The sequence below is a fragment of the Lentzea chajnantorensis genome (assembly GCF_054300775.1).
In genome coordinates this window covers 634097-658048 of the sequence record NZ_JBSDZT010000002.1, presented here as the reverse complement: position 1 = coordinate 658048, position 23952 = coordinate 634097, and the positions used below count along the sequence as shown (strand labels likewise).

The following is a 23952-nucleotide window of genomic DNA, read 5'->3' as shown; positions in this document are numbered from 1 at the left end:
TGATGCACGTCACCGGCGCACAACCGGTGAACTGTGCCCAACGTCCCACGTGTGTCATGGCTGATAAGGAGAAGATCACCCCCGTCAAGCTCGTCGCGAGCGTGCTCGCCGCCGTCACCGCGGCCGTGCTGAGCCTGCGCCTCAACGTGGTCGGCACGATCATCGGCGCGGTCCTCGCGAGTGTCGTCACCACCGTGGGAGCGGTGCTCTACCAACGGTCCATGGAGCGCGAGAAGCGCTGGCAGGTCGTCGCCGTCGGCGGTCTGCTCGCGTTCGTCGTCGCGGTCCTCGCCGTCACGAGCGTCCAGCTCGTCTCCGGCACACCCGGCGGCACCGGTCCGGCGGAGCAGAAGGTCGAGCCGTCGACGTCCGCGGAACCGCAGAAATCGGTCAACCGCACCGAAAACAACCCGCCGCCGGCCACCGAGACGGTCACCGTCTCGCCGCCTCCGGGCACGTCCGGACGGTCGTCCGCCGAAAGCACCACGACCACTGCGCCGACCACCACGACGACAGGCTCGCCACCGCCCGCCGACGGCTCGACGCCTGTTCCAACGGGCGACCCCATTCGGTGATCACGTCACTACGTTGAGCGATAGTTAACTGTCAATTGCTACGCACCGCAGTTGATCTGTCGTGAGCTGTGACACACTTCGTCCACAGTCGGGTTCGGGCGTCATAGATAACAGGCCCGTAACGTCACTCGAACGGGCGAAAGTTTAGCTCCGAAAGAGACCGAAGGAGGGCGCGATGAGGCTCGTGGAAGGACCACTGGAGCGCAGTGCCCTCGGCCGAGAGGCCACGCGGAAGGAAGTGGGAGGGGTGGGGCGACCCCTGCCGCCGCCCCACCACCCGTCCCCCTAGAGCCCCCGAGAGAAGGTCCCTGCAACCGATCTCTCGGGTTCCCCTGCACCCGAAAGTGAGGGAGACGTCTTGATGAACCGCACGAGTGCGGCCCGTGTAACCGGTGCCGTTCTGCTCGCCACCGGAGTCGTGACTGCTCTCAGCGTACCGGCGTTTGGTGCGCCTGCCGCGCCGGTTGGCGGAACTGGTTCCGATACGGAGAGCTACCCGGCCGAGTTGCTCCAAGCGGTCGAGCGTGATTTGGGCCTGAACGCTGACCAGGCACGCGTCCGGTTGGCCTCTGACCTCAAGTCGAGCGAGATCGCCGAGCAGGCGAAGAGCTCGCTGGGCGACGCGTTCGGCGGAGCGTGGATCGACCAGGCGACCGGCAGGCTGACCGTTGCCGTGACCAAGTCCGGACTCTCCGTGACCGGCGCGGACACCAAGGTCGTGAAGAACTCGCTCACGCAGCTCAACGGGACCAAGTCGGTCCTCGACCTGATGAGCGCTCCCCAGTCGATCGCCAGCTGGCGCGTCGACGAGAAGTCCAACAGCGTCGTGGTCGAGGTCAACAAGACCAAGCGCGACGCCGCGGCGGAGCAGTTCATCGCCACCGCGAAGTCCGTCGGCTCGACCGTCACGGTCGAGGAGGTGACCGAGAACGCGACCCCGCTGTACGACCTGCGCGGTGGCGACGCCATCTACATGGGCAGCGGCGGCCGCTGCTCCCTGGGCTTCTCGGTGACCGGCGGCTTCGTGACGGCCGGCCACTGCGGCACCACCGGCACCTCGGTGTCCGGCTACAACCGCGTCGCGGCCGGTTCGTTCGCCGGCTCGGTCTTCCCCGGCAACGACATGGCGTGGGTCCGCACCAACTCCAACTGGACCCCGCGTCCGTGGGTGAACCGCTACAACGGCACCAACGTGACGGTGCAGGGCTCGACGGTGGCGGCCATCGGCGCGCAGATCTGCCGTTCGGGCTCCACGACCGGCTGGCGCTGCGGCACGGTCCAGGCCTACAACTCGACCGTGAACTACCCGCAGGGCACCGTCCGCGGCCTCACCCGCACCAACGCGTGCGCGGAGCCCGGTGACTCCGGTGGCTCGTGGGTGGCGGGTTCCGGCTTCGGCCAGGCCCAGGGCGTGACCTCCGGCGGTTCCGGCAACTGCACCTCCGGCGGCACGACCTACTTCCAGCCGGTCAACCCGATCCTGTCGCGCTGGGGCCTGACCCTGACCCGCGGCTAGGAGCTGCTCGCTAGCTGAACTGGACAGACCGTTTCGAGAGCCCGTACCAGAAGCCTTCAACGCTGGTACGGGCTTTCTCGTCGCTCGCGGCGCCCAGCGCGACGAAGAGCGGCGCGAAGTGCTCGGTCCGCGGGTGCGCGATGCCGGCCGCGGGTGCCTTCACCTGGAAGTCGAGCAATGCGTCCACGTCACCGCTCGCGAGCTGCCGGTGCGCCCAGTCGTCGAACTCCCGCGACCACGACGGCGGCGCGTAGTCCGGTCCGGCCGGGAAGTTCACGCAGCTCAGGTTGTGCGTCATGAACCCGCTTCCGACGATCAGCACGTTCTGCTCGCGCAACGGCGCCAGCTTCCGGCCGATCGCGTGCAGCTCGCGCGGGTCCAGCGTCGGCATCGACAGCTGCAGCACGGGCACGTCCGCGTCCGGGAACATCTCCTTGAGCGGCACGTAGGCGCCGTGGTCCAGCCCGCGCCGCTCGTCCTGCTCGACGTGGCCGCCGAGCAGCTTGCGCACGTCCTCGGCCAGCTCCGGCGCGCCCGGTGCCGCGTAGGTGACCTCGTAGTAGCGCTGCGGGAAGCCCCAGAAGTCGTAGACCAGCGGGACGGTCGTGGTGGCGCCGATCGTCGTCGGTGCCTCCTCCCAGTGCGCGGAGACCACGAGCACGGCCTCCGGGCGCGGGAGCGTGGCGGACCAGTCCCTCAGCTCTCTGGTCCACGTGGCGTCGTCGGCCAGCGGGGGAGCCCCGTGGCTCAGGTACAGCACAGGTGCGCTCACGCCGTCGAGCGTACGCCGTTTTGTTCAAATTTCAACGATCAAGTTCAATTTTGAACGACCTGGCGGCGGCGCGCGGGTCCTCGGCGTCGGTGATGGCCCTGACCACGACCACCCGCGTGGCACCCGCGGCCATGACCTCGTGCAGGTTCCCCAGGTCGATGCCGCCGATCGCGAACCACGGCCGCTGCGAGCGGGTGGCGCGGACGAGGTCCAGCCCCGGAGCCGGGCGACCGGGCTTCGTCGGCGTCGGCCAGCACGGACCGGTGCAGAAGTAGTCGACGCCCGGCTCGCCGGCCGCCGCCCGCATCTGGTCCACGTCGTGCGTCGAGCGGCCGATCACCGGGCCGTCGCCGATGATCCGGCGGGCCAGCGGCACCGGCAGGTCGTCCTGGCCGAGGTGCAGCACGTCGGCGTCCACGGCGTGCGCGATGTCCGCGCGGTCGTTGACGGCCAGCAGCTTCCCGTGGCGTTCAGCTGCTTCGGCGAGCACCTCGATCGCCGCGAGTTCCTGCCTGGCCTCCAGCGACTTGTCCCGCAGCTGGATGACGTCGACACCGCCGGAGAGGGCGGCGTCCGCGAACTCGGCCAGGTCGGGCCGGTCCGGGGTGCAGAGGTAGAGCGTCGCGTCGGCGAGTCGTTGCCTGATCAGGTTTCCGTCGAGTCCTGGCACGCACGCACGTTAACCGTTATGTTGAAGGCGGTCCGCACGGGAGCCTGGAGAAGACCGGGCTGAGAGGGAGCGTGGTTCGCTCCGACCGTCGAACCTGATCCGGGTCATGCCGGCGCAGGGAGCGTGAATGCCTTGAGCACTGTGGAAGTGACCGTCGTGGGCGGCGGTGTCATCGGCCTGTCCGCCGCGCTGTTCGCGGCACGGGCCGGCTACTCGGTCTCCGTGTCCGACCGCGGTTCCCCGCACGCGGGTTCGCGGGTCGCGGGCGGCATGCTCGCACCGCTCACCGAGGCGTGGCCGGGCGAGGAAGCCGTGGTGGCGCAGGGGGTCGAGGCGCTCGCGCTGTGGCCGGAGTTCGCCGCGTCGATCGGCGTGGAGCTGTTCACCGCGGGCACGCTGGCGGTCGGCACGTCCCCCGGCGACCTCACCGACCTGCGGCACGCGGGGGAGCTGCTGACCTCGCGCGAGATCCGCGCGTTCGAACCGTCGCTGGGCCCCGCCGTGCGCGGTGGGGTGCACACGAGCGACCTCGCCGTCGACAACCGGGCGCTGCTCTCCGCGCTGGAGAAGGCGTGCGCCGAGGCCGGGGTGCGGTCCGATGTGGACGGCCGGGTCCGCGTGATCGCGGCCGGTGCGTGGAGCGCGGGGCTGCACCCGGCGCTGCGGGACGTGGTCCGGCCGGTCAAGGGCGAGATCCTGCGGCTCACCCACCGCCCCGGCGCGCTGCCACCGCCCCGGCACACGATCCGCGCGCTCGTGCAGGGCCGAGCCGTGTACCTGGTGCCGCGCACCGACGGTGTGGTCGTCGGCGCCACCCAGTACGAGGCCGGTTTCGACACCGACGTGACCGTGGCGGGCGTGCGGGACCTGTTGCGCGACGCGGAGGTCGTGCTGCCCGGCCTCGCCGAGTACGCGCTGACCGAGACCGCCGTCGGGTTCCGCGCGGGCAGCCCCGACAACGTGCCGGTCGTGCGGTGGCTCGAACCCGGCGTGATCGCCGCGACCGGCCACCACCGCAACGGCCTGCTGCTCGCCCCCCACACCGCACGCGAAGTGCTGCGGTTGCTCGAAGGAGGAACGTCGTGAAGGCGAAGGTGAACGGCACCTTCCGCGAGCTGTCCGACGGCACGTCGGTGGCCGCGGTGGTGTCGCTGGTGGGAGCGCCGGCCGCGGGCGTGGCCGTGGCGCTCGACGGTGCCGTGGTGCCCAAGGCGTTGTGGGACAGGACGATCGTGCCGGACGGCGGCGTGGTCGAGGTGCTGACCGCGGTCCAGGGAGGCTGACGTGGACGACCCGCTCGTCATCGCGGGCAAGGAGTTCCGCTCCCGCCTCATCACCGGCACCGGCGGTGCCGCGAACCTGTCCGTGCTCGAACGCGCCCTGGTGGCGTCCGGCACCGAGCTGACCACCGTGGCGATGCGCCGGGTCGACGCCGCCGGCCAGACCGGTGTGCTGGAGCTGTTGCGGCGCCTGGGCATCGAGGTGCTGCCGAACACCGCCGGCTGCCGCACCGCCGCCGAGGCCGTGCTGACCGCGCAGCTCGCCCGCGAGGCACTGGAGACGAACTGGGTCAAGCTGGAGGTCGTGCACGACGAGGAGACCCTGCTGCCCGACCCGGTCGAGCTCCTCGACGCCGCCGAACGGTTGGTGAACGACGGTTTCGTCGTGCTGCCCTACACCAACGACGACCCGGTGCTGGCGCTGAAGCTCCAGGACATCGGCTGCGCGACCGTGATGCCGCTGGGCTCGCCGATCGGCACCGGCCTCGGCATCCGCAACCCGCACAACATCGAGCTGATCACCGCCCGCGCCACCGTTCCGGTCGTGCTGGACGCGGGCATCGGCACCGCCTCCGACGCCGCGCTGGCCATGGAGCTCGGCTGCTCGGCGGTGCTCCTCGCCACCGCCGTCACCCGTGCCGGTGACCCGGAGCTGATGGGCGCCGCGATGCGCTGTGCCGTCGAGGGCGGCCGGCTCGCCCGGCTGGCCGGTCGCATCCCGCAGCGCTTCTGGGCGCAGGCCTCGTCACCGGGAATCTGAACGGCCCCAGGCAGTCGGTACCTCTCCTCCTCGGCGTTCGGGAACGGGGCCGTTCCCGAGGTCGTCTCCCTTCGCACGCGATAAAGCCGCGGTGGTGAACGCGCAGCCGCTACCGTGGGTGCACACGTGTTGGGGGATGATTGACCATTGCTGATTTCCGTCGAGGAGGACGACTAGCCGTGACGGCCCCCATTGACGCCGAGGTCGAGGACGCGACCGCGCGCCTGTACCTGGCGATCGGCCGGCTGGCCCGGTTGCTGCGCCGCACCGGATCGCCCGGACTCGGCCCCGGCGCGGTCTCCGCGCTGGCGACTCTCGCCCGCTGCGGCCCCATGCGCCTCGGTGACCTGGCGACGAAGGAGGGCGTGGCCCCGCCCACGCTGTCCCGCATCGTCGCCGCGCTGGTCGAGGCCGGGTACGTGAAGCGCGAACCCGACCCGCAGGACGGCCGCGCCTGGCTCGCCACCCCCACGCCCGAGGGCGAGACGATGGTGTCCGGTGTGCGCTCCGCACGCGTGCGCGAGCTGCAACGCCGCATCGAGCAGCTCACGCCCGAACACGTCTCGGCCCTGGTCAACGCGCTGGACGCGCTGGAGACACTGGTCGGCGAAGAGCCGAAGTAGCGCCGTCGGTCCGCAACTCGACGAAATCGATCGTCACCGAGCCCGTTTTCGGTGCCCTCGCCGGGATAACCTCGCGGAGATCCTTCCGGCGAACATTGGGGCCACCGCATGAGTCGCCCGGTCGCGGTGCTGGACATCGACGGAACCGTCGCTGACGTCCAGCACCGCCTTCACCTGCTCAGTTCGGACTCGCCCGTCAGGTGGGCGAACTTCTTCGACGCGGCGGGAGGCGACGGGCTGCTGCGGCAGGGCGCGGCGCTGGCCCACAGGCTGGCGGTGGACCACGACATCGTGTGGCTCACCGGCAGACCCGTCCGGATCGCGGAGCTCACCCGGCGCTGGCTCGCCGAGTACGGGCTGCCGGCCGGCACGCTGCTGATGCAGCGGGAGGGGGACCGGCGACCCGCCCAGGTGGTCAAGCTCGAACGGCTCCAGGAGATCCGGCACCGCCGCACGGTCGTCATGGTCGTGGACGACGACCCGCGCGTGGTGAGCCACCTCCGCGAGGCCGGCCTGCCCGTCCACCACGCGTCGTGGTCGCACTGGACTCCGACGCAGGCCAACGAGGGCTGAGTCCCCACCCGGTCACCGGGACGGGTCGGCCGAGGCGGCGAACAGGTCGTGCAACACCCGGTTGAAGGCGTCGAACTCCGCGACCAGCACCTCGCGCGTCTGCGCCGGCACGTCCGCGGCCATCGCCACCAAGGCGGGGGTTGGCCACCCTGCACACCGTGCTGCAGGCGGAGCACCTGGCCCGCGACGACGAGATCACCGAACGGTTCCGCCGCCGCAACCGGCTCCTGCGCGGCCACTTCGCCAAGACGCTGGGCGAAGCGGCCGCGACGGAGGCTCATCGCGTTCCTCGAAGGAGCGCTCACGGTCTGGTTGCTCGACCCCGAGCAGACCGACCTGCGGGCGATGTGCGCCCGCTACCTGTCCAACCTCCACAGCGGCGACACCGGCCCGACCCCCGAACCCAGGGGGTAGGCCGCCGCCACGGACCTCACGATGAAGTCCTTGCCGAACCGCACCGCGTCCGGCACCGAGGCCCCGTGCGCCAGCGCCGAGCTGATCGACGACGCCAGCGTGTCACCGCTGCCGTGCGTGTTCTCGGTGTCGTAGCGCGGGCCGGGCAGCTCCACGAACTCGCGGCCGTCGTACAGCAGGTCCAGGCACTCCGGGTCGTCCCACATGTGGCCGCCCTTGACCAGCACCCACTCCGGTCCCAGCTCGTGCAGCGCCTGCGCCGCAAGGCGCTGGTCCGCGCGGTCCTTCACCGCGATGCCGGTGATCAGCCGCACCTCGTCGAGGTTCGGCGTCACCAGCGTCGCCCGCGGGAACAGCAGGCCCTTCAACGCCTCCAGCGCCGAGTCCGCCAGCAGCTGGTCGCCGTGCATCGACGCCGACACCGGGTCGACGACGAACGGCACACCACCGCGGCCGATCCCGGCCGCGTCCAGCGCCGGCGTGATCGCCTCGATGATCGCCGCCGACGCCAGCATCCCGGTCTTCGCCGCCTGCACCCCGATGTCGGAGGCCACCGACGCGATCTGCGCAGCCACGACGTCGGGCGGGATCTCGTGCACCCCCGTGACGCCGAGGGAGTTCTGCACGGTCGCGGCCGTCAGCGCCACGCACCCGTGCACCCCGCACGCGAACATCGTGCGCAGGTCCGCCTGGATGCCCGCACCACCGCCGGAGTCGCTCCCGGCGATGGTGAGGGCCCTCGGAGGTGTCACGAAGTCTCCACCACGGGCAGGTAGACCTTGTTGCCGGTGCCGGCGAACTCACCGGACTTCTCCGCCATGCCGGCCTCGATGGCCTCCACAGTGGACAGGCCGCGTTCCTCGGCGTAGCGCCGCACGTCCTGCGTGATCTTCATCGAGCAGAACTTCGGCCCGCACATCGAGCAGAAGTGCGCCGTCTTCGCCGGTTCGGCGGGCAGCGTCTCGTCGTGGAACGAGCGGGCCGTGTCCGGGTCCAGCGAGAGGTTGAACTGGTCCTCCCACCGGAACTCGAACCGCGCCTTCGACAGCGCGTCGTCCCAGTCCTGCGCGCCGGGGTGGCCCTTGGCCAGGTCCGCGGAGTGCGCCGCGATCTTGTACGTGATCACGCCGGTCTTCACGTCGTCCCGGTTGGGCAGGCCCAGGTGCTCCTTGGGCGTGACGTAGCAGAGCATCGCGGTGCCCAGCCAGCCGATCTGCGCCGCACCGATCGCCGACGTGATGTGGTCGTAGGCCGGTGCGATGTCCGTGGCCAGCGGCCCGAGGGTGTAGAACGGCGCCTCACCGCACCACTCCTCCTCCAGCCGGACGTTCTCGGCGATCTTGTGCATCGGCACGTGGCCGGGGCCCTCGATCATCACCTGGACGTCCTTGGCGCGGGCGATGTGCGTCAGCTCGCCCAGGGTGCGCAGCTCCGCGAACTGCGCCTCGTCGTTGGCGTCCGCGATCGAGCCCGGCCGCAGGCCGTCACCCAGCGAGAACGTCACGTCGTAGGCCCGCAGGATGTCGCACAGCTCCTCGAAGTGCGTGTAGAGGAACGACTCCCGGTGGTGCGCGAGGCACCACGCGGCCATGATCGACCCGCCGCGCGACACGATGCCGGTGACGCGCTTGGCCGTGAGCGGCACGTACCGCAGCAGCACGCCCGCGTGCACGGTCATGTAGTCGACGCCCTGCTCGCACTGCTCGATCACGGTGTCGCGGTAGATCTCCCAGGTCAGCGCCGCTGGGTCGCCGTTGACCTTCTCCAGCGCCTGGTAGATCGGCACCGTGCCGACCGGGACGGGGGAGTTGCGCAGGATCCACTCGCGGGTCTCGTGGATGCGCTTGCCGGTGGAGAGGTCCATGATCGTGTCGGCGCCCCAGCGGGTCGCCCACACCATCTTCTCCACCTCGTCCTCGATCGACGACGACACCGCGGAGTTGCCGATGTTCGCGTTGATCTTGACGAGGAACTTCTTGCCGATGATCATCGGCTCGGCCTCGGGGTGCTTGCGGTTCAACGGGATGACCGCGCGCCCGATGGCCACCTCGGCGCGCACGAACTCCGCGTCGAGGTTCTCCCGCGCCGCCACGTAGCGCATCTCCGGGGTGATGATCCCGGCCTTCGCGTACGCGAGCTGGCTGACGGCTCCGTTGATCGGTTCCCGTGCGGCGACCCACCCCGACCTCAGGTCGGGTAGTCCACTGTGGACGTCGATGGTCGCGTTGTCGTCGGTATACGGACCGGAAGTGTCGTAGAGATCGACATGCTCGCCGTTGGTCAGCTCGACCCTGCGGTGGGGCACGCGGATGTCCGGGGACACCTCGCGGTACACCTTGCGCGAGCCCGAGATCGGGCCGGTGGTCACACTGGGCTTGACCGAACGGTCGTCAAGTGCCGTCACGACATTCCTCCCTACGCCGGCATTACCCGGTCAGGTTCAGGCGGTCGGTGACACCGGCACGACGGCCAGTCACCCTCTCAGCCCGCTCAGGCGCGAGCTCCCGCGTTGTGTTCAGTTGTCGAGACCCGACCATAGTCACGGTGCGCCGCGGCTGCCAAGGCCGCCTTTTGCCCCTAATCTTCTCCCCGTGGCTGATCACCAGCCGTTCCCGCCCGGCGCGCGGCGCGGTCAACGTCCCGCTGTCGTCTCCGCATGCCCTTCGTGCGGTGAGCTCGCGGGTCGCGGCTACCCCGACTGCGGGTTCTGCGCCGAGCTGCTCGACCAGTTCTGGCTCGCGGACTGGGAGGAGCTGCGGACGTCCTCGCAGCTCGCCGACCGGGAGCTGGCCGAGCTGGTCACCTCCGCCGACGTCGGCGTGTACCCCTGGACCTGCGTCGACTGGGCGATGACCCTGCTCGCGTGCTCCCGCTGCGGTGCCGAGCTCGGCACCGGGCCGGTCGAGTGCGTGCGCTGCGCGGTCACCGAGGAGCGCCGGTGGAACTGGGACCACACGGCGCACCCGGCGACCATGAGCGCGAACGAGCACCTGCTGCGCGTCGCGCGGTCGGTCCTGCGCGCCCCGCACCGCAAGCGCTCGGCCGTCGTGCAGGCGTGGAAGCTCGTCCTGCCGTTCCTCATCGTGGGCGAGGTGATCGACTTCGGCCGGCTCGACCGCGTCCGCGCCCACGTCCTGGCGGGTGGCTACGAGCCGCTGGCCCGCTGCCACACCCTCGCTGAGCTGGCCGGACTCCCCGAGCTGTTCTGGCGCCGCGGCGGCCCGACGTCAACGCGGGTCGAGTACCAGCCGGACTCCGAGCGCCAGCAGCACGCCGCCCGACAGCTTCTCCAGAGCCGTGCGCACCCGCGGCCGGGCGAGCCAGCCGCGGACGGCGTGCAGGACCGCGACGACGACCAGGTACCAGACGGTGTCGACCACGACCCAGCCGGCGGCCAGGAGGAGCAGAACCCCCTGGCCGGACTCCCCGGCCGGCGCGAACTGCGGTAGGAACGAGATCGCGAACACGCCCAGCTTCGGGTTCGCCAGGTTGACGACCAGCCCGCTGCGGAACGCGCGGCCGGGCGGTGGCGCCTCGGTCGGCAGGCTCCTGCTGACCAGCGCTTTCACGCCCAGGTAGACCAGGAAGACCGCGCCGCCGATCCGCAGCGCGTGGTAGGCGATCTCCGACGCCGTGAGCAGCACCGACAGGCCGAGCGCCGCGGCGACGGCCCAGCACGCCACGCCGACCTCCATGCCGAACACCGTCGCCAGTGCGGCCCGCCGCCCGTGCACCGACTGTCGCAGGACCACGGCCGTACCGGGTCCTGGCGACAGTGCGATGAGGAACGAGGCCGCGACGAAGGCGACGATGCTTTCCAGTGGCATGCCCCTGATGGTCGCCGACGGCCGCAAGCCGGTTTCTTGACCTGGAGCGCGCTCCAGGTTGTTCGCTGACCGGCATGACGGATCTGGGGAAGCTGGGTTTCGGGACGTGGGCCATGGGTGGCCCGTACTCCTTCGACGGCGAGCCGGTCGGCTGGGGACCGTCCGACGACGCGGAGTCGGTCAGGGCGCTGCGGCGGGCGCTGGACCTGGGCGTGACGCTCTTCGACACCGCCGACACCTACGGCTGCGGCCACTCGGAGACACTGGTGGGGCAAGCGTTTGCGGGCGTCCGCGACCAGGTCGTGATCGCCACCAAGTGGGGGTTCACGTTCGACGCGGAGACCCGCCGGATGACGGGGACGGACGGATCGGTCGGGCACCTGCGCCGTGCCGTCGAGGGGTCGCTGCGGCGCCTGGGCACCGACCGGATCGACCTGTACCAGCTGCACATCGGCGACCTGCCGCTCGACCGGGCGGCGCTGCTGCGCGACGAGTGCGAGGCGCTGGTCGCGCAGGGCAAGATCCGGTCCTACGGCTGGAGCACCGACGACCCGGAACGGGCCAGGTTCTTCACCGAGAAGCCGCACGGCATCGCCGCGCAGGCCGACGTCAACGTGCTGTTCGACAACCCGGAGATGTACGCGGGGGAGTACGCGGTCCTGTGCCGCCGTCCGCTCGCGATGGGTCTGCTGGCACGCGAGACGTTCGACGTGCTGCCGGCGGACGACGTGCGCGTCACCAACCCGGCGTGGCTGCGGTTCTTCGTCGACGGCCGCCCGTCACCGGAGTACTTCCGGGCCCGCGAGGCGGTCAGGGACGTGCTGACCTCCGGCGGCCGGACGCTGGTCCAGGGCGCGCTGGCGTGGTTCTGGGCGCGTTCTCCCCGGCTCGTCCCCATCCCGGGGGTGCGCACGGTGGCGCAGGTCGAGGAGAACGCGGCCGCACTGCGGTTCGGCCCGCTGACACCGGACGAGCTCGCCCAGGTCGAGTCCGTCCTGCGCTGGTCCGTCCTGCGCTAGTCCGTCCTGCGCTGGTCGGTGCTGCGTCAGTCGGTTTCTTCGTCGTCGAAGTAGTCGGGGTCGGCGGGGTCCCAGGACAGGCCCGGCCGGCCCCACTCGTTTTCGCGCAGCATCCGCTTCGACTCCCTCTTGTACCGGCCGACGAGGCGGTCGATGTAGAGGAAGCCGTCGAGGTGGTCGGTCTCGTGCTGGAGGCAGCGCGCGAAGAACCCGGTGCCCTCGACCTCGAACGGCTGCCCGTCGAGGTCCTGGCCCGTGCACTTCGCCCACCGGGCGCGTCCGGTCGGGTACGCCTCGCCGGGCACCGACAGGCAGCCCTCGAAGTCGTCGTCCGGGTCCGGCATGGTCTCGGGGACCTCGGAGGTCTCGATCCGCGGGTTCACGATCACCCCGCGGTGCTGCACGCCCTCGTCGTCCGGGCAGTCGTACACGAAGACCCGCAGGTCGACACCGATCTGGTTGGCGGCGAGCCCGACTCCGCGAGCTGCTGCCATCGTCTCGAACATGTCGTCGACGAGCGTCTTCAGCTCGGTGTCGAACTCGGTGACCTCACGCGTGGGGTTGTGAAGTACGGGGTCACCAGCGATCACGATGCGGTGCACGGCCATGGTCAGACTTTAAGCCGTCCAAAACTGTCGGTGTCGCGCGGTAGGTTGGAACGATCACGTGATTAGATTGCCCGCACCTGATTGGTGTGGCGACCGTGGGGAGCCAGATGGATCACGCCGAGACGCTTTCCTCCGCTGACGGGCTGACCAGCCGCGAGCGCACCATGCTCGCGTTCGAAAGCCAGTGGTGGAAGTACTCGGGGTCCAAGGAACAGGCCATCAGGGAACTGTTCGACATGTCCGCCACCCGCTACTACCAGCTGCTGAACGGCCTGATCGAGTCCGAAGCCGCGTTGGCTGCCGACCCGATGCTGGTCAAGCGGCTGCGGGGCGTCCGGACAGGCCGCCAAAGGGTTCGCGCCCGCGCCAGGAGCACCGAGGACTGATGACCTCCCCCGAGTCCGCAAGCCCGTCGCGCCCGGCCAAGGCCGCCGGGTTCGCCCTCCTCGGCGTCGCCGCCGTGGCCGCCGTGATCGGAGTCGTGAGCCTCTTCGGCGGCTCCGACGACACACCACCGGCCGCCGCCTCCGGCACGCCGACACCCCCGCCCTCCTCCGCCCCGTCGGAGCCCCAGTCGAGCGCCCCGGCCCAGTCGTCGTCGGCGACACCCCCGTCGTCGTCCGCACCCGCGGTCACGACGACCGCGGCACCGACAGCGCCCCCGATCACCACGTCCGCCGCGGCGCCGCCACCCCCGGTCACCCCGCCCGGCGTCGCCAAGTCCCCGGTGCGCGTCTACAACAACAGCACCGTCGCCGGCCTCGCCGCCCGCGCCTCCGACGAGGTGCGCGCGAACGGCTGGCAGGTCGCCGAGACCGGCAACTACTCGGGCGGCACCATCCCCACCACGACCGTGTACTTCCGGCCGGGCACCGACGAGGAGGCCTCGGCCAAGGAGCTCGCCGCCGTGCTCAAGGCCCGCGTCGAACCCCGGTTCACCGGCATCGACCACGCGGCGCCCGGCATCATCCTGATCGTGACGAACGACTACCGGGGGCCGTCCGGCAGCAAGTAGAGCAGCCGGCGCCAGGCTTCGGCGGAGAACGCGAGCACATCACCGCTCGCGTTCTTCGAGTCACGCACCAACGCGTCGTGGGCGAGAGACACCTCGACGCACTCGCCCTCGCCGTTGCTGTTGCTAGCGCTGCTCTTCCGCCAGGTCCGGTCCGGGGTCATGAGCGTCCTTTCGAAGTCCGCTGACGTACTCCGCCAGTCGGCGCTTCGATTGTTCCGCATCCAAGGCTGCGGCATCCAGCCGCTTGAACAGCTTCCTGCTGCGCTCGATGGCGCAGCCGTCCTGCACGAAGACGCCTGCCACGTCGCTCTCGGTGTAGACCACCGGCGTTGCCTTCTCGAACTCGTACAGGGTGCATTTTGACTGGACCGCGAGGTCCTTGGCCTCCGCAGGCACGATTCGCAGCATGTGCGTGCTGAAGAGCAGTCGCAGGTACTGGTCTTCCCTGATCCCCACATCGCCCAGCAGCATCTGAAGCGCGAGTTCGTGCAGGTAGAACATGAACTCAGTACGGTGCGAACGCCGCGTGATCGCTTGCCGTTCTATCCGCAACCGGACGTACTCCTTGACGGCTTCTTGGCCGTACGGTCCCTCTGAGATCAGGGCGTGCGCATAACCTTCCGTCTGGATGAGCCCGTTCGGCGTGAGGATGTCGTAGGCGGTGATCTTCGTTGCCATCGCCTCGGTCATTGCGATGGTGCGGAGGTTGCCGGGAAACTGCGCGAAGAACGGGTCAAACGCGTTGTGGTAGCGACTCCTGAACTTCTGCAGGTACTCCAGGTCCTTACCGCACGCCGTCATGATCTGTGCGAGGTCGACGTCGGTCGCCCGCGCCTTCCCGTGCTCGATGTTGGACACCTTGCTCGGGTCCCACCCGAGATGAACGGCGAACTGGCGGCCGTTCATCTTGGTCGTGGTCTCACGCAACAGCCGCAGCTCGTCGCCCAGGTCTCGGCTGAGCGCGGTGGAAGTGGTCGCAGACATGCTTCTGGACGCTATGACGTGCAATTAGTCCATGCCACTGGCTCGTTCGGGTGAAAACGTCAGCGTGCCGCCGCGTACGCCGCCAGCCCGGCGAGCTGTACCGGGTCGAGCGACGGCCGCACGACCTGGCGGGCCTTGGCCAGGTGTGCCTGCGTGACCTCCGCGGCCTCCAGGGACTCGCGCATGGCGGTCAGCGCCGCCTCGCGCACCAAGCCCGCGCAGTCGGCCGCGGAGTACATCTCCAGCTCCTTCGCCAGCTCGGCGAGGTCGACGTCGGCGGCGAAGGGCGTGTTCTTGGAAGCCGCCTTGAGGATCTCCGTGCGCGCGTCCGCGTCGGGAGGCGACACGTACACCAGCCGCTCCAGCCGGCCGGGGCGCAGCAGGGCCGGGTCGATCAGCTCAGGCCGGTTCGTCGCGCCGATGACCACGACGTCGCGCAGGGGTTCCACCCCGTCCAGCTCGGTGAGCAGGGCCGCCACCACCCGGTCGGCCACGCCCGCGTCCGAGGACTGGCCGCGGCGCGGTGCCAGTGCGTCGACCTCGTCGAGGAAGATCAGTGCCGGTGCGGCGTCCGCGGCGCGGCGGAACAGCTCGCGCACGGCGCGTTCCGACTCGCCGACGAACTTGTCCATCAGCTCGGCGCCCTTGACGGTCAGCACGTTCAGCTGGCCGGAGCCCGCCAGCGCGCGCACCAGGAACGTCTTGCCGCAACCGGGCGGCCCGTACAGCAGGATGCCGCGCGGCGGCGACACGCCGAGGCGCGCGAAGGAGTCCGGGTAGCGCAACGGCCACAGCGCCGCTTCCGTCAGCGCCTGCTTGGTCTCGACCATGTCGCCGACGTCGTCGAGGGTCAGGCCGCCGGTCTGGATGGTGTCGGAGGCGGACATGGAGATCGGCCGCACCGTCCCGAGCGCGCCGAGCAGGTCCTCCTGCCCGACCCGCGGCTCGTCGACGTTGCGCTGCCGCAGCGCCGCCCGCACCGCCGCCTCCCTGCGCAACGCGCACAGGTCGGCCGCGACGAACCCCGGCGTCTTCTCCGCCACCGCGCGGAAGTCCACATCGGACTCCACCGGCACGTCCTTCATGAGCACCCGCAACAGTTCCGCGCGGGTGGCCCCGTCGGGCAGCGGCAGGCTCAGCTCGCGGTCCACCAGGTCGGGCACCCGCAGCCGCGCGTCCACCGACTCGGCGCGCGCCGACGTGACGACCAGCGCCAGGTTCGGCCGCGACACCGCCGTCCTCAACATCTCCAGCACGACCGTCGCCACCGGCGGTGCCACCGCGGGCAGCAGCGCGTCGATGTCCGTGATCAGCAGCACCGTCGGGTGCTCCGGCACCGCCGAGATGGCGTCACCGAGCTGCTTGGCCATCGCCCCGGGCTCCAGCACCGCGATGCTGGGCGCGGCCAGCTCCACCAGCTCCGCCTCGACACCGGCCGCGACCGCCCGCACGAGCGTCGCCTTGCCGACGCCCTCCGGCCCGCTGACCATGGCCGCGAGCCGCGCCTGCGCCCCGAGCCTGGTGAGCAGCTCCGGCTGCCGGAACATCAGCTCCAGCCACTCGGTCAGCGTCCTGGCCTGCTCCTTCTGCCCGACGAGGTTCGCGACGGGCAACGCCTCGTGCTTCTCCTGCACCACCACCGGCGTCACCTCCTGCGCCGGCGCCTGCGCGGACCGCCACCCGACGACGCTCGACGGCCGCACCGCCACGGGCCCCGCCGGGTCGGTGGACGTGATGGTGATCAGCTCGTTGGTCCACGTCATGCCGATGGCGTTGCTGAGCTTGCGGCGCGTCTCGGACACGTTCGCCTCGGGCGGCGGCGCGAGGTCCTGGGGGAGCAGCGACACGTTGTCCCCGACCGTCAACACCTTGCCCGTCAACGCCATCCGCACGTGCTCGGGCGTCAGCGCCGTCGTCGCCAGCCGCGACCCCGCCACCGTGATGCTGCGCGCCGCCTCGACCTTCACCGGCGCGACCACGATCTCCGCGCCCTCGACCACGCCGAGGTTGGTGAGCGTGACGTCGTCGACCAGCACCACACCCGGCGGCTGCTCCCCGGCCGCCGCCAGCGCCGCGCTGACCCGCGCGCCGGTCAGCCTGACCGCGTCCCAGGCCCGCAACCCGAGCGCGTCGAGCACCTCCGGGTGCAGCCTCACGACACCGCGACGGGTGTCCAGTGCGGACGGGGACAGACGAGCCGTCAGCGTGATCACGCCCCGACTCTAATGCGCCCGCCGACCGCCCACGGGGCGAAGCGCCTCGACCTCGCGGTCAGAACAGCGGAAAGCCCCGCGGGCGCGAACTCCCGCGGGGCTTCCCCGAACTCCTCACCCGGCGATCACGGCTTCTGCTGCCGCCGCAACCCCAGCCGCCGCCACGACCGCCGCCGTCCCGCCGGCGACGCCCCGTCGGCCACACCGGAGTCACGCCGAGGCCGCCGCACAGCCCGCATCGCGGCCCCGGCCACCCGGCCGCGCAACGGCTGCCGCAACCCGAGCCGCCGCGCCGCCACCCCGTGCGCCCGCCGGATCGCCCGGCGCTCCACACCGGTCACGGTCCACGCCTCGGGGTGCTTCGACAGCCACAGGTACCGCCGCACCGAGTACGGCAGGTGCGCCAGGTACACGACCATCGCGATGATCAGCGCCACCAGCGGGAACGTGATCACCGCGGCCGCCAGCAACGCGATCAGCACCAACGACGGCGCCACGAACCGCGGCGGCACCTTCACGGTCTTCACGGACAGGGTGGGAATCCGCGACACCAGCAGCAAGGCCACCACCACGGTCCACACCCCGACCGCGACCGGCGAGTTCCACCAGCCGTTGGTGCGGACCTGCTCCTCGATGATCAGCGGGAGCAGCAGCAACAGGCCACCGGCAGGCGCCGGCACGCCCACGAAGAACTCCTTCGCGAACGGCGGCTGTTCCTTCTCCAGCAACGTGTTGAAGCGGGCCAGGCGGACCACCATGCACACCGCGAAGATCAGCGCGATGACCCAGCCGGCCCGGTTGCCCTCGAACTTCCACAGGTAGATGGCCAGCGCCGGCGCCACCCCGAAGGAGATGGCGTCGGCCAACGAGTCCAGCTCCGCGCCCATCTTCGACGTGGCGTCGAGCATGCGCGCGATGCGGCCGTCGAGCCCGTCGAAGACCGCGGCGGCCGCGATGGAGGCGATGGCCGCGCCCCACATGCCGACGTTCGCGAAGTGCACCGAGGACAGGCCGGCGCACATGGCGAGGACCGTGATCGCGTTCGGCAGGAGGCGAACGCCGGGCCCGCTGGGAGCCATCAGGCCTCCGGGAAGCTCGGCGAGGACGGTCTCCCCGCCGATGGTGCGCTGACCGGCCTCGACCAGGACGCGGGAGCCGCGCGGCACGTAGGTGTCGACGCGCGAGCCGAAGCGGATGAGGCCGTAGGTCTGGCCGCGCTCGACCTTCTCGCCGTCGGCGACGTGGCAGACGATGCGGCGGGCGACCAGGCCGGCGATCTGCACGAAGATCAGGTCGTGGCCCTCGGTCGTGCGCATCCACACCGTGTTGCGCTCGTTCTCCTCGGAGGCCTTGTCGAGGTCGGCCGAGAGGAACTTGCCGGGGTGGTAGGAGACCTGGACGACCTCACCGTCGGCGGGGATGCGCTGCACGTGCACGTCGAACACCGACAGGAACACGCTGACGCGGGTCATCGGCTGGTCGCCGAGCCCGAGCTCCTTGGGCGGCACGGTGTCGACGACGTGCGAGACGGTGCCGTCCGCGGGCGCGATCGCGATGTTCGACCGGGCCGGCGTGACGCGCTTCGGCTCGCGGAAGAACCAGGCCACCCACGCCGTGAGCACGGCGCCGACGACGCCGAGGCGCTTGTTGAAGCGACGCAGGACGAACGTGAGGACCGCCGCGCCGGCCACGAACGGACGTCCGGCCGGGTTCATCGGCGGAACGATCCCGCGCGCGAGTTCGAGGAAGTGGGAGACGGGCTTTTCGCTGCTCATCGTGGTGTGGGATTCCGTAGCTTCCGTGGATGTCGGGCGGCAACACGCTACGCCAACACGCCAAACCGCCCACATGGACTGCCGAGAAAACAAGTGGCCGGTAGCCCCGTGCATCCCCCGACGAATGCACGGGCCCACCGGCGCCTCAAGCCAGTGTAATCCCGGTCACAGGGCGTCAACAACGCCGTGCGGTGAGCGTTCCGTCACAGTCCGTCGACGCCGAGCGCCCGCAGCCGCGCCCGCACCTCGCCCACCCGCGCCGGGTCCCGCACCGCCGGTGCGACCAGGTCTTCGGAGTGCACCGCAGCTCCGTCCGCCATCCGCACGACGGGGATGCCGCCCCAGTTGAGTTCCAGCACGCCCCGCCCGGTCGTCACGAGCTGGTCCGCGACCGCGCAGGCGAGCAGTTCCGTCACGCTCTCCACGGCCGCCTCGTGCACCTGCTCCTCGCTGAGCGAGCCGTCCACCGGCCGCCCGGTCAGCCGGTGCAGCTCGGCGCGTTCCAGGCACGCCAGCACGTCCCGCAGCGTCTCGCCGACCCCGCTGACCCGCCCCGCGTGCCGCAGCGCGTCCGCGTACCGCCTGACCAGCGCCGGACCGGTCAGCGGCGCCAGCTCCTCCCACGAGATCGGCGGCCCCTGCACGTCGAGCAGCGCCGCGAACGCCTCCGGAGGCGTCCCGTCGAGCAGCTCCCAGGCGGGCCGTTCGTCGACCGGCACCGAGTCGGCGGCCGTCATCGCCGCGACCCGCTCGCGCACCGGCGGGTGGCTGTCGAACACCGACGTCGGCTCCTGCTCGGCCAGCACCGCCTCCAGCGCCCGCAGCTGGTGCACCCGCCGCGGATGCCCCAGGTAGGCGCGGAAGCCCTCCAGCAACGGCGGCGTCCGCCCCGCGAGCACCGCGAGCACCACGTACCAGCGCAGGTAGTCGCCCCAGCCCGCGCCGACCGGCCCGATCCGCAGCAACGCCCGCCGCGCCGCCGCCACCCCGGCCGCGGCCACCGACACCTCGTCGGCGAACCGCTCGTGCCGCCGGCTCTCCGAGGCCACCACCAGCGAGTACAGCCGCGCCCACCCGTACAGCAGCCGCATGAAGTCGCCCTGCTCGACGGCCAGCTCCAGCGCGAGCTTCGCCCGGAACCGCACCGCTGACACCCGCGTGTGCCCGCCGCCGTAGTGGCCCAGCTCGTGCGCCAGCACCGACCGCAGCTCACCGACCGACAGCCCGGCCACCAGCGGCACCCCGAGCTGCAGGTACCGCGTGCCACGCCGTTCCCACACGCCCGCGTTCGGCTCCGGCACCAACCGGACGTCGTCGGGCGAGCGCGTCCCGGCGAGCGCAGCCAGCTCGTCCACGTGCCGCCACAGCTCCGGGTGCGCGGCCCAGCCCAGCGGCACACCGGTCGGCTCCGGCCGCGCGTACACGGCCCGCACCACCGCCCACAGCAACGGGAACCCCACCGCGGCCGCGATGAACCCGACCCAGCCGCCGCCCTGGAAGTCCCCGATCCGGAACCGCCACACCGACAGCGCGACCAGCCCCGCCGTGACCGCCGCGCCGAGCACGAAGAACCCGGCGAGCAGCACCAACGCCAGCACAGACCGCACAACCGCCACCGGATCGCCCGCTACCGCAGGTGCCGGACGGTGACCTCGTCGCCGGCCGCCAGCTCCGTGACGTCCTCCGGCACCTCGATCAGGCAGTTCGACAACGCCAGCGCCGACAGCAGGTGCGAACCCGGCCCCCCGACCGGCGTGACCACCTCGCCCGACGCCGGGTCGTACGCGCCCCGCCGGAACTGCGTCTTCCCGGCCGGTGACGTGAGCGGCGACGAGATCCGCGCGCGTGCGGTCAGCCGGTCGGTGCGGGTGTGGCCCATGGACGCCAGCAGCGCGGGCCGCACGAACACCTCGAACGACACCTGCGCGCTCACCGGGTTGCCCGGCAGCGTCAGCACCGGCACGCCCTCGTACCGGCCGGAGCCCTGCGGGCCGCCCGGCTGCATCGCGACCCTCGTGAACTCGACGTCGTGGCTCGCGAAGGCGTCCTTGACCACCTCGTACGCGCCCGCGCTGACCCCGCCGGACGTCATGATCACGTCCACCGACCCGAGGTGGGGCGCGAGCGCCCGGTGGAACGCCTCCACGTCGTCGGGCACGAACCGCAGCCGCACCGCCACGCCGCCCGCGTCGCGCACCGACGCGGCCAGCATCATGCCGTTCGACTCGTAGATCTGCCCCGGTCGCAACGGGGTGCCCGGCTCCACCAGCTCCGTGCCCGTGGACAGCACCAGCACCCGCGGCCGGCGCCGCACCGGCAGCTCGGGCAGGCCCAGCGCGGAGGCCAGCCCCAGCTGGGCAGGGCCCAGCACCGTTCCTGCGACCAGGACCGGATCGCCCTCGCGCACGTCGTCGCCCGCCACCCGGATGTTCGTGCCGGGTGCGACGGTCGCGTTCACCTGCACCTGCTCGGTGCCCGCGTCGGTCCACTCCACCTGGACCACCGCGTCCGCTCCCGGCGGCACCGGCGCGCCCGTCATGATCCGGTGGACGGTGCCGGGCTCCACCGGCCGCACGTCCACCTTGCCCGCCGGGATGTCGTCGGCGACCGGCAGGCGGACCGGGACCTGAGCCAGGTCACCGGAGCGGACGGCGTACCCGTCCATCGCGGAGTTGTCGAACGGCGGCAGGGACACCGGCGCGATCACGTCCGCGGCGAGGACCAGCCCGAGGCACTCCTCGAGCGGTAGCTGCAGGACCGGCATCTGCCCGACGAGCGAGGCGACGCGCTGGCGGTGTGCGGCGACAGAGGTGGGGGACACGACTGCATACTGCCAAGGTCGCGGAGGCCGTGACGATCTCCCGGCCCACTCGTGGACCGGTTCAACCCCTGGGGGTGCACAGCGTGCAGGTCCGGACCCGGCACACACCGAGCTTCGGCGTGGCGAGACTCGTGCTCGCACCCGCGGAGATGGTGCTGGTCGAGCCGCAGTCGGTGCTCGCCACGAGCTACGGGCTCGCGGTCGAGCCGAAGGGCGGCGCCGTCACGCTGTGCACCGCCGGCGCCGAGGGCGGCTGGGTCGACGTCGCACCGGCGCTGCCCGGCGAGCTGCACACCGTCGACCTCGACGGCAGCAGCGGCTGGTGCATCTCCCGGCTCGGCTGGATCGCGTCCGGCAGCGCCGTGGTGATGAACCCGCAGGCGCCCCCGTTGCAGGCGCTCTTCGGCGGCGTCGAAGGATTCCTGAACTACGCACGTGGACAGGGGACGGTGCTGCTCGGCTGTTCTGGCGCACTCGACCTCGTGACCCTCGGCGAGGGTGAGGCGGTCACCGTGGACACCGATCACGTGCTCGCCTTCTCCGACACCGTGCAATGCCGGCTCCGCGCGTTGCCACCCGAGGGCACGCAGAACGTCCGTTCCGGTGAGGGCCTGGTGTTCGACTTCGCCGGTCCCGGTGCCGTCCTCACCCAGACGCGCGGACCCCGCCGGCTCGCCACCTGGTTGCGCGCCAACGGAGTCAGCTCGCGTTCATGACTCCGTAAGGAGGTATCCGAGTGAGTTTTCTTCTCCTAGCGTTGCGTTCTGCGCTTTGCGTGATCTGAAGGAGGACGCCTTGGCTCTCGGTACCGTCAAGTGGTTCAACTCCGAAAAGGGATACGGCTTCATCGCAACCGACGACGGGCCCGACGTGTTCGTGCACTACTCGGCGATCCAGATGGACGGCTTCCGGACGCTCTCCGAGGGCGACCGGGTGGAGTTCGAGGTGCAGGCCGGCCGGGACGGGCGCAGCCAGGCCTCGGACGTGCGCAAGGCGTAGAAGTCACTGTTTGAGCAACCCCGAGCAGCGCGATCCCGGCGGGCGTTAGGCTGCCTCGCGTGTCTGAGGACCTGAGCGGGCGGCGGATCGCGCACTACCGGATCGACGGTGTGCTCGGTCGCGGTGGCATGAGCGTGACCTACAAGGCCACGGACGTGAGACTGGGCCGGAAAGTCGCGCTCAAGGTCATCGGTGAGCACCTCGCACCCGACGCGGAGTTCCGCGAGCGGTTCGTCGACGAGGCGCGCAACACCTCCGCCATCGACCACGCGAACATCGTGCCGCTGTACGACTTCGACGAGGTCGACGGCCTGCTCTACATCGCGATGCGGCTGGTCGACGGCCAGGACCTCGCGGGCCACGTCAAGGAGGGGCCGCTCACCCCCGCCCGCACCCTGACGCTGCTGGCCCAGGTCGCCGAGGCGCTCGACATGCTGCACGGCAAGGGCCTCGTGCACCTCGACGTGAAGCCGGCGAACGTCCTCGTGACCACCAAGGAAGGCGTCCGCGAGCACGTCTACGTCGCCGACTTCGGCCTCACCCGCCGCGGCGCCACCGGCCACCGCACCCGAACAGGTGATTTCCTCGGCTCGCCGACCTACGCGGCGCCGGAGCACCTGCGCGGCGAGCCCGTCGACGGCCGCACCGACCAGTACGCGCTCGCGTGCATGCTCTTCGCCTGCCTGTCCGGGCGCCCGCCGTTCCAGGGCGGTGTGCAGGAGGTCATCCAGGGCCACCTCGCCCAGACCGTGCCCCCGCTCTCGCAGCTCGTCGCGCTGCCGCCCGCCATCGACGACGTCATCCGCCGCGGCACCGCGAAGGAGCCGGCCCAGCGCTACTCCAGCTGCGCCGAGCTGATCGCGGCCGCACGCGTCGCGCTCGCCGGGGTCGCGCAGGGATCGAGCCCCGCTCAACTCGGGCCGCACTCCGGCTCGATCCCCGTGCAGTCGCCGCTGTCCGGTCCGACGCCGGTGCAGCAGCAGGGCGGCTACCAGGGCGGGTACCCGCAGCAGCAGCAGCAGCTGTCCGACCCGGTCCGCCTGCGGCCGCCGAACCAGGTGGGCGTGAGTGCGTTCAACGCCACGTCCAAGGAACGTCCCGCCTGGCTGGCGCCGGTCATCGCGGCCGCGGTCGCGATCGTGGCGATCGTCATCGTGGTGATCATCCTGTCGCCCGGTGACGAACCGGCACGTCAGCCCAAGACCAACTCCTCGCCCACGCTCAACGTCGGCGACGACCCGACCTCGCGCAAGCCGCTGCCGACCTCCGTGCCGGTGCGCACGACGGGCTGACGCTCCACCCCGGCTGCTTGCACTCGCCGTGCCCGAGTGCTAAACACGTCTTAGCACTCGGCTCAGTCGAGTGCCAAAGAAGTGAGGCTGGGAAGGTGAGGCCCCCTTCGCGGGGTCGTCCGTCGCGGGCACCGAACCTGGCCAAGCGAACCGTGTTCCGCTGTGGGCTTTGCCGGCCCGCAGTGGCCCAGAATCCACAAAGGCGGAGGAACACAC

25 protein-coding genes, 1 pseudogene and 2 riboswitches are annotated in these 23952 nt (G+C 71.1%); of the genes and pseudogenes, 13 read left to right on the top strand and 13 right to left on the bottom strand.

What is annotated here, in order from left to right; genetic code table 11:
* The first annotated feature begins 56 nt into the window (after positions 1-56).
* Complete coding sequence (locus ACVDFE_RS03795) at positions 57-575, top strand: hypothetical protein (RefSeq protein ID WP_458429585.1); 519 nt, start codon at positions 57-59, stop codon at positions 573-575.
* Between the two features lie 562 nt (positions 576-1137).
* Positions 1138-2091, top strand: a complete 954-nt coding sequence (locus tag ACVDFE_RS03790; protein WP_360385401.1) for a S1 family peptidase — start codon at positions 1138-1140, stop codon at positions 2089-2091.
* Positions 2092-2101: 10 nt separating this feature from the next.
* Here ACVDFE_RS03790 and ACVDFE_RS03785 read toward each other — a convergent pair whose 3' ends face one another.
* On the bottom strand, positions 2102-2863 hold the full coding sequence (locus ACVDFE_RS03785; RefSeq protein ID WP_458429584.1) for a dioxygenase family protein: 762 nt from the start codon (positions 2861-2863) through the stop codon (positions 2102-2104).
* Positions 2864-2894: 31 nt separating this feature from the next.
* Positions 2895-3533, bottom strand: coding sequence for a thiamine phosphate synthase (gene thiE / locus ACVDFE_RS03780; protein ID WP_458429583.1), 639 nt, complete (start codon positions 3531-3533; stop codon positions 2895-2897).
* Between the two features lie 26 nt (positions 3534-3559).
* Positions 3560-3671, top strand: a riboswitch (TPP riboswitch).
* On the opposite strand from thiE, the gene ACVDFE_RS03775 reads away from it, so the two are divergent.
* The 5 genes from ACVDFE_RS03775 (at position 3657) to ACVDFE_RS03755 (ending at position 6769) form a co-directional block, all read left to right on the top strand.
* Positions 3657-4619: an FAD-dependent oxidoreductase gene (locus ACVDFE_RS03775; RefSeq protein WP_458429582.1), complete on the top strand. Its 963-nt coding sequence runs from the start codon at positions 3657-3659 to the stop codon at positions 4617-4619. (Overlaps the previous riboswitch by 15 nt.)
* Positions 4616-4816, top strand: a complete 201-nt coding sequence (gene thiS / locus ACVDFE_RS03770; RefSeq protein ID WP_458429581.1) for a sulfur carrier protein ThiS — start codon at positions 4616-4618, stop codon at positions 4814-4816. The genes ACVDFE_RS03775 and thiS overlap by 4 nt, the downstream gene beginning before the upstream one ends.
* Position 4817: 1 nt before the next feature.
* A complete protein-coding gene (thiG, locus tag ACVDFE_RS03765) occupies positions 4818-5573 on the top strand; it encodes a thiazole synthase (protein ID WP_360385409.1) in 756 nt (251 codons plus the stop codon).
* 179 nt (positions 5574-5752) lie between these two features.
* A complete protein-coding gene (locus ACVDFE_RS03760; protein WP_231114466.1) occupies positions 5753-6196 on the top strand; it encodes a MarR family winged helix-turn-helix transcriptional regulator in 444 nt (147 codons plus the stop codon).
* A gap of 108 nt (positions 6197-6304) precedes the next feature.
* Complete coding sequence (locus tag ACVDFE_RS03755; protein WP_360385412.1) at positions 6305-6769, top strand: phosphatase domain-containing protein; 465 nt, start codon at positions 6305-6307, stop codon at positions 6767-6769.
* Between the two features lie 356 nt (positions 6770-7125).
* Here ACVDFE_RS03755 and thiD read toward each other — a convergent pair whose 3' ends face one another.
* From thiD to ACVDFE_RS03740, 3 genes are all read right to left on the bottom strand, one after another.
* Complete coding sequence (gene thiD / locus ACVDFE_RS03750; protein WP_458429580.1) at positions 7126-7935, bottom strand: bifunctional hydroxymethylpyrimidine kinase/phosphomethylpyrimidine kinase; 810 nt, start codon at positions 7933-7935, stop codon at positions 7126-7128.
* Positions 7932-9587, bottom strand: a complete 1656-nt coding sequence (gene thiC, locus ACVDFE_RS03745) for a phosphomethylpyrimidine synthase ThiC (RefSeq protein WP_458429579.1) — start codon at positions 9585-9587, stop codon at positions 7932-7934. Before thiC ends, thiD begins: the two co-directional genes overlap by 4 nt.
* A riboswitch (TPP riboswitch) is annotated at positions 9577-9701 on the bottom strand. Its footprint overlaps the gene before it by 11 nt.
* A gap of 709 nt (positions 9702-10410) precedes the next feature.
* Complete coding sequence (locus tag ACVDFE_RS03740) at positions 10411-11010, bottom strand: LysE family translocator (RefSeq protein ID WP_458429578.1); 600 nt, start codon at positions 11008-11010, stop codon at positions 10411-10413.
* Between the two features lie 74 nt (positions 11011-11084).
* Here ACVDFE_RS03740 and ACVDFE_RS03735 point away from each other — a divergent pair, with 74 nt between their 5' ends.
* Positions 11085-12029 carry an aldo/keto reductase gene (locus tag ACVDFE_RS03735; protein ID WP_458429577.1) on the top strand — a complete coding sequence of 315 codons (945 nt, stop codon included), beginning with the start codon at positions 11085-11087 and terminating at the stop codon, positions 12027-12029.
* A 26-nt stretch (positions 12030-12055) separates the two neighbouring features.
* On the opposite strand, the gene ACVDFE_RS03730 is transcribed toward ACVDFE_RS03735, so the two are convergent.
* Complete coding sequence (locus tag ACVDFE_RS03730; protein WP_458429576.1) at positions 12056-12637, bottom strand: peptide deformylase; 582 nt, start codon at positions 12635-12637, stop codon at positions 12056-12058.
* Between the two features lie 107 nt (positions 12638-12744).
* Here ACVDFE_RS03730 and ACVDFE_RS03725 point away from each other — a divergent pair, with 107 nt between their 5' ends.
* Both ACVDFE_RS03725 and ACVDFE_RS03720 read left to right on the top strand, forming a co-directional pair.
* Positions 12745-13023, top strand: coding sequence for a DUF3263 domain-containing protein (locus tag ACVDFE_RS03725; protein WP_360385426.1), 279 nt, complete (start codon positions 12745-12747; stop codon positions 13021-13023).
* The gene (locus ACVDFE_RS03720) at positions 13023-13652 is read left to right on the top strand and encodes a LytR C-terminal domain-containing protein (protein WP_360385428.1); all 630 of its coding nucleotides are present in this window, start codon (positions 13023-13025) and stop codon (positions 13650-13652) included. The genes ACVDFE_RS03725 and ACVDFE_RS03720 overlap by 1 nt, the downstream gene beginning before the upstream one ends.
* Here ACVDFE_RS03720 and ACVDFE_RS03715 read toward each other — a convergent pair.
* The 7 genes and pseudogenes from ACVDFE_RS03715 to moeA all read right to left on the bottom strand — a co-directional run bounded on the left by ACVDFE_RS03715 (position 13625) and on the right by moeA (position 21445).
* Positions 13625-13813, bottom strand: a complete 189-nt coding sequence (locus tag ACVDFE_RS03715) for a DUF397 domain-containing protein (protein WP_458429575.1) — start codon at positions 13811-13813, stop codon at positions 13625-13627. The two genes, ACVDFE_RS03720 and ACVDFE_RS03715, sit on opposite strands and share 28 nt — an antisense overlap.
* The gene (locus ACVDFE_RS03710) at positions 13776-14636 is read right to left on the bottom strand and encodes a helix-turn-helix domain-containing protein (protein ID WP_458429574.1); all 861 of its coding nucleotides are present in this window, start codon (positions 14634-14636) and stop codon (positions 13776-13778) included. The genes ACVDFE_RS03715 and ACVDFE_RS03710 overlap by 38 nt, the downstream gene beginning before the upstream one ends.
* A gap of 59 nt (positions 14637-14695) precedes the next feature.
* Entirely contained in the window at positions 14696-16849 is a 2154-nt protein-coding gene (locus ACVDFE_RS03705) for an AAA family ATPase (protein ID WP_360385434.1), read from the bottom strand.
* A 125-nt stretch (positions 16850-16974) separates the two neighbouring features.
* On the bottom strand, positions 16975-17928 hold the full coding sequence (gene pssA, locus ACVDFE_RS03700; RefSeq protein ID WP_458434262.1) for a CDP-diacylglycerol--serine O-phosphatidyltransferase: 954 nt from the start codon (positions 17926-17928) through the stop codon (positions 16975-16977).
* Between the two features lie 9 nt (positions 17929-17937).
* Positions 17938-18624 (bottom strand): annotated as a pseudogene (locus ACVDFE_RS03695) (phosphatidylserine decarboxylase); the annotation flags it as partial.
* A gap of 203 nt (positions 18625-18827) precedes the next feature.
* Positions 18828-20231 carry a M48 family metalloprotease gene (locus tag ACVDFE_RS03690; RefSeq protein ID WP_458429573.1) on the bottom strand — a complete coding sequence of 468 codons (1404 nt, stop codon included), beginning with the start codon at positions 20229-20231 and terminating at the stop codon, positions 18828-18830.
* 20 nt (positions 20232-20251) lie between these two features.
* Positions 20252-21445, bottom strand: a complete 1194-nt coding sequence (gene moeA / locus ACVDFE_RS03685; protein ID WP_458429572.1) for a molybdopterin molybdotransferase MoeA — start codon at positions 21443-21445, stop codon at positions 20252-20254.
* A gap of 83 nt (positions 21446-21528) precedes the next feature.
* Here moeA and ACVDFE_RS03680 point away from each other — a divergent pair, with 83 nt between their 5' ends.
* From ACVDFE_RS03680 to ACVDFE_RS03670, 3 genes are all read left to right on the top strand, one after another.
* Positions 21529-22161, top strand: a complete 633-nt coding sequence (locus tag ACVDFE_RS03680) for an AIM24 family protein (RefSeq protein ID WP_360385444.1) — start codon at positions 21529-21531, stop codon at positions 22159-22161.
* Between the two features lie 79 nt (positions 22162-22240).
* Positions 22241-22444, top strand: coding sequence for a cold-shock protein (locus ACVDFE_RS03675; protein WP_360385446.1), 204 nt, complete (start codon positions 22241-22243; stop codon positions 22442-22444).
* Between the two features lie 59 nt (positions 22445-22503).
* Positions 22504-23736, top strand: coding sequence for a serine/threonine-protein kinase (locus tag ACVDFE_RS03670; RefSeq protein ID WP_458429571.1), 1233 nt, complete (start codon positions 22504-22506; stop codon positions 23734-23736).
* Positions 23737-23952 lie beyond the last annotated feature (216 nt).